Source organism: Stenotrophomonas sp. RG-453, from assembly GCF_033843685.1.
In the GTDB taxonomy this organism is placed as follows: Bacteria; Pseudomonadota; Gammaproteobacteria; order Xanthomonadales; family Xanthomonadaceae; genus Stenotrophomonas; species Stenotrophomonas bentonitica_A.
On sequence record NZ_JAMYED010000005.1, the window covers coordinates 186999 to 199101 of the forward strand.

The following is a 12103-nucleotide window of genomic DNA, read 5'->3' on the forward strand; positions in this document are numbered from 1 at the left end:
CCCACCATGCAGAACCTTCTTCCCGTCATCCTTTCCGGTGGTTCCGGCACCCGCCTGTGGCCGCTGTCGCGCGAGTCCTACCCCAAGCAGTTCCTGGCCCTGGCCGGCGAACAGACCATGCTGCAGGCGACCTGGCAGCGCGTAGCAGCGATCGCTGGGCGCGCGCCGCTGATCGTCGCCAACGAGGAACACCGCTTCGTGGCCGCCGAGCAGTTGCAGCAGCTGGGCGTGCAGCCGCAAGCGATCCTGCTGGAGCCGATCGGCCGCAATACCGCACCTGCCATCGCGGTGGCGGCACTGGAAGCGACCCGTGACGGTGATGATGCGCTGCTGCTGGTGCTTCCTTCAGACCACGTGATTGCCGACGAGAATGCGTTCCGCGCTGCGGTGCTGCGTGCGGTGTCGGCCGCGGAGTCCGGCAAGCTGGTGACCTTCGGCATCGTGCCGACCGGCCCGGAAACCGGCTATGGCTACATCAAGGCGGCCTCCGGCGGCGATGTCCGCGCCGTGGACCGGTTTGTCGAGAAGCCGGATGCACAGACCGCGACCGCTTACGTGCAGTCGGGCGAGTACTTCTGGAACAGCGGCATGTTCCTGTTCAAGGCGTCCCGATTCCTGGCCGAGCTGGAGACGTTCCACCCCGCCATGCTCGCCGGCAGCCGCACCGCCTGGCAGCAGGCACGTCGTGACAGCGATTTCACCCGCCTGGACAAGGACGCCTTCGCCGCCGTGCCCTCGGATTCCATCGACTATGCAGTGATGGAAAAGACCGCTGATGCCGTGGTCGTGCCGCTGGATGCCGGCTGGAACGACGTGGGCTCGTGGACCGCGCTGCGTGATGTATCCGAACAGGATGGGGATGGCAACGCGCACCACGGCGATGTGATCGCGATCGACTGCCGCAACACCTTCGCCTACGGCGAGCGGCTGATCGCCCTGGTCGGCCTGGACGATGTGATCGTGGTGGAAACCGATGATGCGGTGATGGTCGGCAAGAGCGACCGCATGCAGGAGATCAAGCAGGTGGTCGCCCAGATCAAGGCCGATGGGCGCCCCGAAGCAACCTGGCACCGCAAGGTGTACCGCCCCTGGGGCGCGTACGACTCGATCGACAACGGTGCCCGCTTCCAGGTCAAGCGCATCACCGTCAAGCCGGGTGCAACGCTGAGCCTGCAGATGCACCACCACCGTGCCGAGCACTGGATCGTGGTCAGCGGGACGGCCGAAGTGACCCGCGGCGAGGAAGTGCTGCTGCTCACCGAGAACCAGAGCACGTACATTCCGCTGGGCGTGACCCATCGCCTGAAGAACCCGGGCAAGCTGCCGCTGGAACTGATTGAAGTGCAGTCCGGCAGCTATCTGGGCGAGGACGACATCGTGCGGTTTGAAGATACCTACGGCCGTACCTGATCGACGGTAGGCAGATAAACAGAAAACCCGGCCAAGGCCGGGTTTTTTTATTGCGGGCAGAGCCACGCCATGCGTGGCTGCCCTGCCTGGGATCCTGACACCGCGTCAGCCACGCATGGCGTGGCTCTACGCCTGGGTCAACCGTCCGCGATGACCCGCGTCAGGCCGTCCTGCCAGCTCGGCAGCACGACGCCGAAGTCCTGCTCCAGCTTCGCCACATCCAGGTGCGAATAGGCGGGGCGCTTGGCCGGCGTCGGGTACTCGGCCGTAGTGATCGCCTCGACTTTCGGCGCCCGCGGCAGCACGCCTGTTGCCACCGCCTCCGCAAAGATCGCTTCGGCAAAGCCGTGCCAGCTGGTCTCGCCCTTGGCGGTCAGATGCCACGTGCCCGACAGTGCGCCGTCGTGCTGCAGCGCCTGCGCGGTCACATCGGCAATCAACGCTGCCGGCGTCGGCGTACCGACCTGATCAGCCACCACACGCAGGACGTCGCGCTCGGCCCCCACCCGCAGCATCGTGCGCAGGAAGTTGGCGCTGTGCGAGGCGTATACCCAGGCCGTGCGGAAGATCAGGTGGCGTCCACCGGCCGCACGGATGGCCTGCTCACCGGCCAGCTTGCTGGCGCCATACACGCCCAGCGGGGCGGTCGCATCGTCTTCCCGGTACGGGCGCGTGCCCTGCCCGTCGAACACGTAATCGGTGGAGTAATGCACCAATGGGACGCCGGCCCGCGCGCACCACTGCGCCAGCACGCCCGGCGCTTCAGCATTGGCGCGGAACGCGGCATCGCGGTCGCCCTCGGCGCGGTCGACCGCCGTGTAAGCGGCGGCATTGACCACCACCGTCGGCTGGACGCGGTCCAGCAGTGCGGCCAGCGAGGCGGGCTGATCGAAGTCGGCCACTTCGCACGCGCTGCCATCGGGCAGCGCGCCGCTGCGCGTGGTCGCTACGATCGTACCCAGCGGGGCCAGCGCGCGTTGCAGTTCCTGGCCGAGCTGGCCATTGGCCCCCAGCAGCAGGATCGTCACGGCTGGTAGACCGGCAGGCGGTCCTCGGCGATGTCCTTCAGGAACGGCGCGACCTCATCCTTGCCCGAGAGCGTCGGTGCACTGATCGGCCAGTCAACCGCGATGTCGGCGTCGTTCCAGCGCACGCCGGCGTCGAAGTCCTTCAGGTACACCTCGGTGCACAGGTAGCTGAAAATCGCCCGCTCGGAGAGCACGGCAAAACCATGCGCGAAGCCTTCCGGAATCCAGAACTGCTTCTTGTTCTCCGCACTCAGCACCACCGCGGCCCACTGGCCGAAGGTCGGCGAGCCGCGACGGATATCCACCGCAACGTCGTAGACCTCGCCTTCCAGCACGCTGACCAGTTTGCCCTGCGGCCGCGGCCACTGGTAATGCAAGCCGCGCAGCACACCCTTTGCCGAACTTGACACGTTGCTTTGCACGAACTTCGTCGGCAGTCCATGTTCACCGAAGCGGGCCGCGTTCCACGTCTCGAAGAAGAAGCCGCGCTCGTCGCCGAACACCGCCGGCTCGATCACAACACAGCCCGGCAGCTTGGTTTCAATGATCTTCACGGCACGACTCCTCGCACAGCCAGTTTATGAAGATACTGGCCGTACCCATTCTTGATCAGCGGCGCTGCCAGCGCTTCCAGCTGCTCGGCGGTGATCCAGCCCTGACCAAAGGCGATTTCTTCCGGGCAGCAGACCTGCAGGCCCTGACGGGTCTGGATCGTCTCGATGAAGTTGGAGGCCTCCAGCAGCGACTGGTGCGTGCCGGTATCCAGCCAGGCGTAACCACGGCCGAGCGGCTCCAGCTGCAGCGCGCCTTCATCCAGGTAGCGCTGGTTGAGATCCGTGATTTCCAGCTCACCGCGTGGCGACGGCTTGAGTTCAGCCGCGTAGTCGCTGGCCTTGCCATCGTAGAAGTACAGGCCGGTCACCGCGTAGTTGGAACGGGGCTCGGCAGGCTTCTCGACCAGACCGACAACCTTGCCATCCTTGTCGAACTCGGCCACGCCATAGCGCTCGGGGTCGTTGACCCAGTAGCCGAACACCGTGGCGCCGCTCTCGCGGGCATCGGCACGCTTGAGCACGTCGGTCAGGCCATGGCCATAAAACACGTTGTCGCCCAGAACGAGGCAGCTCGGCTTTCCGTCAAGGAACTCGCGGCCAATCAGATAGGCCTGCGCCAGCCCGTCGGGACTCGGCTGGGCGGCGTACTGGATGTCCATGCCCCACTGCGACCCATCGCCCAGCAGCTGCTGGAACAAGGCCTGCTCGTGCGGCGTATTGATGATCAGCACTTCACGGATCCCCGCCAGCATCAGCACGCTGAGCGGGTAATAGATCATCGGCTTGTCGTACACCGGCAACAGCTGCTTGCTGACGCCCTTGGTGATCGGATACAGCCGCGTGCCGGAGCCACCGGCCAGGATGATGCCTTTGCGTTGAGTCATTGGATGTCTTCCTTGATTCAGACTACGGTGCCGATGCGCTGCAAACGGTAACTGCCGTCGAGCACGCCGTTGACCCAGTCCTGATTGTCCAGATACCAGTCCACCGTGAAGCCGATGCCCTGCTCGAAGGTGTACTTCGGCTCCCAGCCCAGTTGGTCCTTCAACTTGGAGGCGTCGATCGCGTAGCGGCGGTCATGCCCCGGACGATCGGCGACGTAGGTGATCTGGCTGCTGCGCGGCTGGCCATCCTCGCGCGGGCGTCGCGCATCGAGCAGCGCGCAGATGGCGTGCACCACTTCGATATTCTCTTTTTCGGAGTTGCCGCCGACGTTGTAGGTCTCGCCCACCTGGCCCTTGGCCAGCACGGTGCGGATTGCTTCGCAGTGGTCGGACACGAACAGCCAGTCGCGCACCTGCTTGCCGTCGCCATACACCGGCAGTGGCTCCCCGGCCAGCGCCTTGGCGATCACCAGCGGGATCAGCTTCTCGGGGAAGTGATACGGGCCGTAGTTGTTGGAGCAGTTGGTGGTCAGCACCGGCAACCCGTAGGTGTGGTGGAACGCGCGCACCAGATGGTCCGAGGCCGCCTTGGACGCCGAGTACGGCGAGTTGGGGGCATACGGGGTGGTTTCGCTGAACTTGCCGGTCTCGCCGAGGGTGCCGTACACCTCATCCGTGGACACGTGCAGGAAGCGGAACGCCTGGCCCTTGTCGGCCGGCAGCGCCTTCCAGTAATCGCGCACGGCTTCAAGCAAGGCCAGGGTGCCGACCACGTTGGTCTGGATGAACGCGCCGGGGCCATCGATGGAGCGGTCCACGTGGCTCTCCGCAGCGAAGTTCAGCACGGCATCCGGCTGATGTTCGGCCAGCAGACGCGAGACCAGTGCACCATCGCCGATATCACCCTCGACGAAGACGTGATCCGGGTTTCCATCAAGCGACGAAAGCGTCTTCAGATTTCCCGCGTAGGTCAGCGCATCAAGGTTGATGACGCGCACCCCTTTAGCGACTGCCTCGAGGACAAAGTTACCGCCAATGAATCCGGCTCCGCCGGTGACAAGCCATGTGGGCACTACCCGTTCTCCTGTTCCGTATCCATGCTGAGGCGCGCATTACGGCCACCTGATTAGCTGCACAGGATACAACGGGACGTCGATTTCGACCCGTTTCGAGTTGAACGGACCCTTGCGGATGCCGCAGCGCAACATGGGCTCGCGCCACCATACGCATTCGCATGGTAGGCCCGGGCCAGTTAGAATCGCGATCCCACCCCCGAACCGGTTGCTGGGACGAAGAACCGGACGTTTCCCCGTTATTGAAGGATCCAGCTCCAGATGAAAATCCTCGTCGCGTACAAGCGCGTGGTGGACTACAACGTCCGCATTCAGGTCAAGCCGGACGGTTCCGGCGTGGTCACCGACGGCGTCAAGCTGTCCCCCAACCCGTTCGATGAAATCGCCCTGGAAGAAGCGCTGCGCCTGCGCGACAAGGGCATCGCCACCGAGGTCGTGGTTGCCACGATCGCACCGGCCGATGCCCAGGCGCACCTGCGCAACGGCCTGGCCATGGGCGCCAACCGCGCCATCCATGTCGTGACCGACCAGGCCATCCAGCCGCTGACCGCTGCGCGCGCCCTGCTCAAGCTGGTCGAGAAGGAACAGCCGGACCTGGTGATCCTGGGCAAGCAGGCCATCGATGACGATGCCAACCAGACCGGCCAGATGCTGGCCACGCTGTGGGGCCGCCCGCAGGCGACCTTCGCCAGCAAGCTGCACATCGCCGACGGCAAGGCCACGGTCACCCGTGAAGTCGATGCCGGCCTGGAAACGCTGGAAGTCGACCTGCCGGCCGTGGTCACCACCGATCTGCGCCTGAACGAGCCGCGCTTCATCAAGCTGCCGGACATCATGAAGGCCAAGGCCAAGCCGCTGGAGACCCTGCAGCTGGCCGACCTCGGCGTGGATGCCGCTGATACCTTCAAGACCACCCAGTACGCCGCGCCGGTCAAGCGCAGCAAGGGCGTGATGGTCAAGGACGCGGCCGAACTGGTCGCCGCACTCAAGCAGAAGGGGTTGCTGTAATGACCAAGATCCTCGTTGTCGCTGAACACCACGATGGCAAGCTCAATGCCGCCACCGCCAAGACCGTCAGTGCGGCCGCCGCGATCAGCGGCGCCAGCATTGATGTGCTGGTGCTGGCCGCCGATCCGGCCGCCGTGGCTGCCGAGGCCGCCCAGCTGGCCGGCGTCGCCAAGGTGCTGACCGTGACCAACGCCGCCAATGCCCAGGCGCTGGCCCAGGTGCTGGCCCCGCAGATCGCGCAGCTGGCCACCGGCTACACCCACGTATTCGGCCCCTCGACCACCTTCGGCAAGGACCTGATGCCGTGCGTGGCCGCCCTGCTGGGCGTCAACCAGGTCTCCGACCTGATGACCGTCGAAGGCAGCCACAGCTTCAAGCGCCCGATCTACGCCGGCAACGCCATCATCACCGTGGAGGTGCCGGCCGACCAGATCGTGGTCGCGACCGTGCGTGCGGCCTCCTGGCCGGAAGCGGCCAAGGGCGGCAGCGCTGCTGTGGAAGCGGTCAGCGTGGATGCGGCCCTGCCGACCCACACCCGCTTCGTCGGCCTGGCCGCTGGCGCGACCGACCGCCCGGATCTGCAGAGCGCCAAGCGCGTGGTCTCCGGCGGCCGTGGCGTCGGCTCGGAAGAGAACTTCAAGATCATCTTCCAGCTGGCCGACAAGCTCGGCGCCGCCGTCGGCGCCTCGCGTGCGGCGGTCGATGCCGGCTACGTGCCCAGCGACCTGCAGGTTGGCCAGACCGGCAAGATCATCTCGCCGGAGCTGTATGTGGCCGTGGGCATCAGCGGCGCGATCCAGCACCTGACCGGGATCAAGGATGCTGGTACGATCGTCGCCATTAATAAGGATCCGGATTCGCCGATCTTTGAGATCGCCGATATTGGTCTGATAGGGGACTTGTTCACACTGCTGCCGGAACTAGAGAAGGCGTTGTAGGCCTTTCAGCACCTGAAGAAGGGAGAGGCGGGCCGTGTATTCGTACCGGCCCGCTCCACATTAGCACTGGTGCTATTTGATATGAGTGATCAAACGCAGGGTCGTATTCACGGTCCGGACGTGGTCCGCGGGCTCGCGGCGCTGGGCGTAGTACTGTTTCACGTTCTCTATCTTTCCGGCATTCCCGTCCACGAGGGCGCCGCAGCGCTGACTGGACGGATGGACTTTTTCGTTCGCGTGTTCTTTGTATTGAGCGCGTTCGCAATTGCAAACGCCTACTACAATCGAATGGGGAATGCCGATTCAGTGCGCGCATTCTACTTGAAGCGTTTCTTCCGAATCGCGCCCCTGTTCTACTTTATGGCGCTGATAGGTGTCATTTTTCGCTTGGCAATGGCGCAACCAATGCCGGCACTATTTGACTTCATGCTTTCCGGAACGTTTCTGTTCACCTTAGTACCGGGGAAACAAAGTGGATTGGTCGGCGGCGGATGGTCAATCGGCATCGAGTGGCTTTTCTACTTTCTGTTCCCGATGATGCTTGCACTTATCCGCAACATCCCAAGTGCCGTTATTGCATGGATCATTCTATGTCCGATCGCCATTCTGGGCAAAACCTACTATCAACAGAGCTTCGATAGCCAGCTTGGTGAGTTCGGCGCACTATACCTTCTTTCGCACGCCCACTACTTCGTGCTCGGCTTCCTTATTCTGCATCTAACCAATGCAGGACTGCCCCTTGCCAAGAGCAATCAGCAACGTCAACTCTGTGGCCTCGCATTTACAGCAACTCTCGCAACAACACTCTACGCACTTCGGCACCCCAACCTGCTTCCCGAAGAGATCCTGCTTTCCATCGCCGCCCCCTTGATGGTGGCGCTCTCGATTGCCGGCTTCCCATCTTGGCTGGACAATCGCTTTACACGATGGCTTGGACTCATAAGCTACAGCACCTGTCTTGTTCAGTTTCCGATCATCGAGTACTGCAAAGATCCGGAATCTACGAAGCCATTTACAGATCAATTGGGCGTAACGACCTAGCGTTCATTGCTGGCGTCTTGCTCACCCTGGCTTGCGTGATACTGGTAGCCGGGCTTACATACCGGTACATAGAAGTGCCAGGACAAAATCTCTATAAACGACTTCGCCGGGAAAAGATTGCACCTGACGCAGTTGCGTGACTATTCAATGCAACCTTTGCAGTTACTTGCGCGTGCGGGCATCAGGATTTTTGCAGCTCGAATACATTGGCGCAGGTGAATGCACCGCGCTTTGGCGCAACAGTGTAACGGCCAGGTGCCAAATTGGAGATATCCGCATTCACTTGAAAGCCGGCCCTTGCTAGACCTGGTTTTCCAAGTGCTTGAGCTACATCATCCCGCCCAGCCACAGCCTGCGCAGGGAACTCGATCTCTTCAACAGGCTCACTGCCTTGAATGCGCACGAGCCTGACTGAAGGCTTCCCTACGAGCTCGCCAGAGACATTTAAGCTGCCCGCAACCCAGCCTTCAATCAGAATTCGACGCGACGAACTTCTTTCACCGACCGACGCTGGACGCCCATCCACCCTCTCTACGTTGCAATCCTCTAACAACGCGGCTGAGGGAGAGGGGTCAGTCATTCCACCGGCCCCCACCAGCGCGGCAGGAACAGTGGCTTCGGGAACGCGCTCGGCGCATGCGGAAACTGCGGCGGCGCAACTCACCACCATTGCCATCAACGAAAATCGCAATCGATTACTCACCTAAGTTCTCCGAGTTGCTCGTGAAGCGACTGCGTACGATGTAGCGCGGACGACGCTTAACCTCTGAGTAGATGCGCCCTATGTACTCTCCTAGCACTCCGATACCTATCAGCTGAACCGCTCCCAGGAAGAGAATAGCGGCGAACAGAGATGAGTAGCCTGGAACGGGGTTTCCGTAGATCACCTTGACCATGACGATCCAAACCGCGTAAATAATGGAAAACGCACCAATGGTGCTGCCAATATAAGTCCAGACGCGTAACGGCGCACTACTGAAAGACGTGATTCCTTCAAGCGCGAAGTTCCAGAGTTTCCAGCCATTGAACTTCGACACGCCAACCGATCTTGCAGGGCGTGAATAGTCCACTATTTCTGTTCGGAAGCCCACCCAACTAAGCAATCCCTTCATGAAAAGCCGGTTCTCGGGGAGGCGCTTGATCGCATCCACAACAGGCCGCGACATAAGACGGAAATCGCCGACATTAGCTTCCACCGGGCTGTCAGAGATTGCGTTAATGATGCGATAGAAGTAACTGGCGCTATTTCGTTTCAAGAACCCGTCATTTCCGCGATCAACCCGGCGCGCCAAAACAACTTGGGCTCCACTCTCATACTTCTCGATCATTGCAGGCAGCAGCTCCAATGGATCTTGCAAATCCACATCCATTGGAATCACAACGTCGCCAGTCGCAGCCTCTATACCAGCAAGGAGTGCAGGCTCCTTTCCAAAGTTTCTTGAGAAGTTTATCAAAATAATCCGCGGGTCACGGATTGCAAGATCAGCGATCACAGCTTCGGTCTGATCTCGACTGCCATCATTGACGAAGATGATCTCTAAACTATGCGCCTCCAAACCCGGAATCGCCTGCAACTCTCTATGAAATATGGGGGCGGCCTCCTCCTCATTGAAGACGGGCACGACAAGGCTAATTTTCAACGGACCTCCCTAAACACCACGAACCTGGCGACCAGAAACCCTGCCGCCAAACTAAATACAGAAAATGAGATCAATGTCAAGACAGGGTGCAAGCCAATATGATCCGCCAGCCTACCCACCACATAACTGAGAGCACCCATGGAAACAACCATCGTTAAGTATCTGCTTAGACTGGGTTTAACGCGGAACGTCCACCTAGCATTGATAAAGAATGAAAACGTGACTGCAACAACGAATGCAACGAGATTCGCCAGCGCCTGAGAGCTTCCGACCAGCAGCATCAACCCGAACACACTCCAATGAATAAGCGTGTTCAATCCGCCGGTCACGGCATACCGCATCAACTCTTTAATCGACCTGCAAGTCATTGCACCGTTACTCTGCAACGATAGTACCCGCTTACGTACGCCGGATTGGCGACATACCATTGCTCTCGATTATTTAGATACTTGTATGGGTACTGACGATCAGTGTGACCAACGACTATTCCACTGTTGCAGCGATCAGTTCGCCCGATAATGCGTATGTATGCATCCCGCTCGTCGAGACTGCGGGCGAAATCCACATACGCCATATGCGCCTGAAACGGAAACCACAGGCTCGAGATAGATAGCAGCGCCAACACTGTGCGCGCTGCAGGACGAATGTCGAGCCTTACAGCGGCAGCGATTACAAACATGAACCACAGTGCCCACGGCACAATGAAAGCACGGGGCTCTGTATATGGCGCGGCCACGACTGTTGCGACGGTCAGAACTGAGACTGACCAGCCCAGCACAACTTGCTGCCTCCACTGATGGACGCGCCACAGATACACACTTGAAGCCAACGCGGCCAATATCAAGTATCCACTTGTCCCAAACAACTGGGCGGCTACATTTTTCGCGCGCATTGCGTAATGCATGACACTGGGATCGCCAGGATACATAAGGGCGTATGCTGCGCGTCGAATTCCAGTAGATGGCGCGAGCATCAGTGAAGCCCAAGTGATGGCGAGCGCTACAATCGGGAGCATCGTCCTGAATGTCCAATATTGACGACCACGCAAGAGCAACACGAGCCCAAGTGAAGCACCGAGGGCAGGCGGTACATTCTCAAATGAAACGCCAACCAGCGCGGCAAGGCACAGCGCCGATACGAATTTAAGTCCTGACTGTTTCAGACCATCTATCGCATTCGGCGTCCTGTACATAAGAAGCAGAATTACCACAAGAATCATCGGCTGGAAGTAGGCGCTCTGCGCTGTTATCCAGAAAAACACCTCATAGCTAGGCCAAAACAACCATATCAGCGCAAGTGCGTAGATCACAGATCGACTGAACGAACTCGACTGTCCTTCATCACGAGACCAAATTCCGACAAGTCCAGCGTAGATTACAAATGACAGGATTGACGCAAATACATAGTAAATCCTTGGAACACTCAGCCAAAAAATCGCAAGCTGCTCACCCAAACGGGCATTCCACTGTGTTATTTGGACAAATGAGCGCTCACCCATCCAGTGCAGCCTATCGTAAGCACTCGCCCCGAGCATCTCTCGGGTCAGCGCAAAGTCCTCACCATTCAGAGGCGCGACCATTGCAGTGGCGATGTATACCACCACACCAACAACGGCGACAAAGAGCGCAACGATCGGCAGGGAAACATCTATGGCTCGAGCGGTCGTGTTCACTGCTCTTCCAAGCCATGAATTGACTGGACCGTCGAAAACGGGTCGCATCCGAATTCATCATGCAACGCAGGTAGTGCCTTCATCCGACAATCCAACGCAATGACTGAAACAGCCGCCTCCAAAGTTCCACCGAATGGCGCGCCGCGGGTGTTTGCAATCTTCATTCAAAGGTCCTGCCTGAAATTACCGCCCATTGCAGCTGCAATGGGTGGCTGAATAGAAAGCGTCAGATTTTGAGACGACGCCCGTTATCGCAGTAAGAATTGGCACCGTCCGCCAGGAGCACGCGATATACGCCGTTCGGCAGCGAAGATACGTCAACGCTAATGCTGAAACCAGAATGCAGCAATTCAGCATCACCAGTGTGCGCGGCGACATCAGGTCGGTCAACGTTGTAGGAAATCGGAAGACTCCATACACGCTCGTTGAGCATCAACAGTAGATTTGGCTCGGCTGGCACACCGGCCCCGCCATTTCTCCCGAGCCACCCACCGAGAACCACGCTGTTCTTATCAGCGGGAGTGTAATCAGGCTCACTTGCAAATGCAGTGCTATCCAGCGCCTCCAAATTACAATTATTGAATGAAGCGCGAGTAACTTGTCGCTGGGCTTCATTGAACTCTACGGGCGCTTGGCCGATGGAAGGCTTCGCTGCGGGCGCAGGCGACGCGTCGGCTACCGATTGTGGTGCGTTCTCGACTTGCGTCTCATTGCTACAGCCGACCAAAGAGAGAGAGAGACACAGCACACTTGTGACGATGCCCGGGTAAGAAATTTTTCTTTTCATCGAATTATTCTCGAGATGTTTGATAAATCAGGGTTCTGGCTTGGACGCACGCTTCGCTGAAGCCGACT

At 59.9% G+C, this 12103-nt stretch carries 14 protein-coding genes; 4 read left to right on the forward strand and 10 right to left on the reverse strand.

The genetic code is table 11. The features are described from left to right. The first annotated feature begins 6 nt into the window (after positions 1 to 6). Complete coding sequence (locus NJD74_RS11515) at positions 7 to 1410, forward strand: mannose-1-phosphate guanylyltransferase/mannose-6-phosphate isomerase (protein ID WP_102788986.1); 1404 nt, start codon at positions 7 to 9, stop codon at positions 1408 to 1410. A 137-nt stretch (positions 1411 to 1547) separates the two neighbouring features. On the opposite strand, the gene rfbD is transcribed toward NJD74_RS11515, so the two are convergent. The 4 genes from rfbD to rfbB are packed head-to-tail and all read right to left on the reverse strand — an operon-like array spanning position 1548 to position 4949. Further along, a complete protein-coding gene (gene rfbD / locus NJD74_RS11520) occupies positions 1548 to 2438 on the reverse strand; it encodes a dTDP-4-dehydrorhamnose reductase (protein WP_102788985.1) in 891 nt (296 codons plus the stop codon). Then, entirely contained in the window at positions 2435 to 2992 is a 558-nt protein-coding gene (rfbC, locus tag NJD74_RS11525; RefSeq protein WP_102788984.1) for a dTDP-4-dehydrorhamnose 3,5-epimerase, read from the reverse strand. Before rfbC ends, rfbD begins: the two co-directional genes overlap by 4 nt. Next, positions 2989 to 3876 (reverse strand): glucose-1-phosphate thymidylyltransferase RfbA, encoded by an 888-nt coding sequence (gene rfbA, locus NJD74_RS11530; RefSeq protein ID WP_102788983.1) that lies wholly within the window; start codon positions 3874 to 3876, stop codon positions 2989 to 2991. Before rfbA ends, rfbC begins: the two co-directional genes overlap by 4 nt. Before the next feature lie 17 nt (positions 3877 to 3893). Continuing rightward, the gene (gene rfbB, locus NJD74_RS11535) at positions 3894 to 4949 is read right to left on the reverse strand and encodes a dTDP-glucose 4,6-dehydratase (RefSeq protein ID WP_019182579.1); all 1056 of its coding nucleotides are present in this window, start codon (positions 4947 to 4949) and stop codon (positions 3894 to 3896) included. A 261-nt stretch (positions 4950 to 5210) separates the two neighbouring features. On the opposite strand from rfbB, the gene NJD74_RS11540 reads away from it, so the two are divergent. From NJD74_RS11540 to NJD74_RS11550, 3 genes are all read left to right on the forward strand, one after another. Then, positions 5211 to 5957: an electron transfer flavoprotein subunit beta/FixA family protein gene (locus NJD74_RS11540; RefSeq protein WP_102788982.1), complete on the forward strand. Its 747-nt coding sequence runs from the start codon at positions 5211 to 5213 to the stop codon at positions 5955 to 5957. Beyond that, entirely contained in the window at positions 5957 to 6895 is a 939-nt protein-coding gene (locus NJD74_RS11545) for an electron transfer flavoprotein subunit alpha/FixB family protein (RefSeq protein WP_019182581.1), read from the forward strand. The genes NJD74_RS11540 and NJD74_RS11545 overlap by 1 nt, the downstream gene beginning before the upstream one ends. A gap of 81 nt (positions 6896 to 6976) precedes the next feature. After that, complete coding sequence (locus NJD74_RS11550; RefSeq protein ID WP_254427828.1) at positions 6977 to 7936, forward strand: acyltransferase; 960 nt, start codon at positions 6977 to 6979, stop codon at positions 7934 to 7936. Between the two features lie 181 nt (positions 7937 to 8117). Here NJD74_RS11550 and NJD74_RS11555 read toward each other — a convergent pair whose 3' ends face one another. The 6 genes from NJD74_RS11555 to NJD74_RS11580 all read right to left on the reverse strand — a co-directional run bounded on the left by NJD74_RS11555 (position 8118) and on the right by NJD74_RS11580 (position 12035). Continuing rightward, positions 8118 to 8639, reverse strand: a complete 522-nt coding sequence (locus tag NJD74_RS11555) for a hypothetical protein (protein ID WP_146027607.1) — start codon at positions 8637 to 8639, stop codon at positions 8118 to 8120. Next, positions 8632 to 9576, reverse strand: coding sequence for a glycosyltransferase family 2 protein (locus tag NJD74_RS11560; RefSeq protein WP_019182583.1), 945 nt, complete (start codon positions 9574 to 9576; stop codon positions 8632 to 8634). The genes NJD74_RS11555 and NJD74_RS11560 overlap by 8 nt, the downstream gene beginning before the upstream one ends. Further along, positions 9573 to 9917: a GtrA family protein gene (locus NJD74_RS11565; protein WP_019182584.1), complete on the reverse strand. Its 345-nt coding sequence runs from the start codon at positions 9915 to 9917 to the stop codon at positions 9573 to 9575. Before NJD74_RS11565 ends, NJD74_RS11560 begins: the two co-directional genes overlap by 4 nt. Positions 9918 to 9940: 23 nt before the next feature. After that, positions 9941 to 11248, reverse strand: a complete 1308-nt coding sequence (locus tag NJD74_RS11570; RefSeq protein WP_146027606.1) for a DUF6056 family protein — start codon at positions 11246 to 11248, stop codon at positions 9941 to 9943. Next, positions 11245 to 11412: a hypothetical protein gene (locus NJD74_RS11575; RefSeq protein WP_157266834.1), complete on the reverse strand. Its 168-nt coding sequence runs from the start codon at positions 11410 to 11412 to the stop codon at positions 11245 to 11247. Before NJD74_RS11575 ends, NJD74_RS11570 begins: the two co-directional genes overlap by 4 nt. A gap of 62 nt (positions 11413 to 11474) precedes the next feature. Then, on the reverse strand, positions 11475 to 12035 hold the full coding sequence (locus tag NJD74_RS11580) for a hypothetical protein (protein ID WP_146027605.1): 561 nt from the start codon (positions 12033 to 12035) through the stop codon (positions 11475 to 11477). Between the last annotated feature and the right edge of the window lie 68 nt (positions 12036 to 12103).

Bases quoted from the DNA above. Each gene is read 5' to 3' on its own strand.
- rfbA (WP_102788983.1), bottom strand. From the start codon at position 3,876: ATGACTCAACGCAAAGGCATCATCCTGGCCGGTGGCTCCGGCACGCGG.
- NJD74_RS11540 (WP_102788982.1), top strand. From the start codon at position 5,211: ATGAAAATCCTCGTCGCGTACAAGCGCGTGGTGGACTACAACGTCCGC.
- NJD74_RS11550 (WP_254427828.1), top strand. From the start codon at position 6,977: ATGAGTGATCAAACGCAGGGTCGTATTCACGGTCCGGACGTGGTCCGC.
- NJD74_RS11575 (WP_157266834.1), bottom strand. From the start codon at position 11,412: ATGAAGATTGCAAACACCCGCGGCGCGCCATTCGGTGGAACTTTGGAG.
- NJD74_RS11545 (WP_019182581.1), top strand. From the start codon at position 5,957: ATGACCAAGATCCTCGTTGTCGCTGAACACCACGATGGCAAGCTCAAT.
- NJD74_RS11580 (WP_146027605.1), bottom strand. From the start codon at position 12,035: ATGAAAAGAAAAATTTCTTACCCGGGCATCGTCACAAGTGTGCTGTGT.
- NJD74_RS11515 (WP_102788986.1), top strand. From the start codon at position 7: ATGCAGAACCTTCTTCCCGTCATCCTTTCCGGTGGTTCCGGCACCCGC.
- NJD74_RS11565 (WP_019182584.1), bottom strand. From the start codon at position 9,917: ATGCGGTATGCCGTGACCGGCGGATTGAACACGCTTATTCATTGGAGT.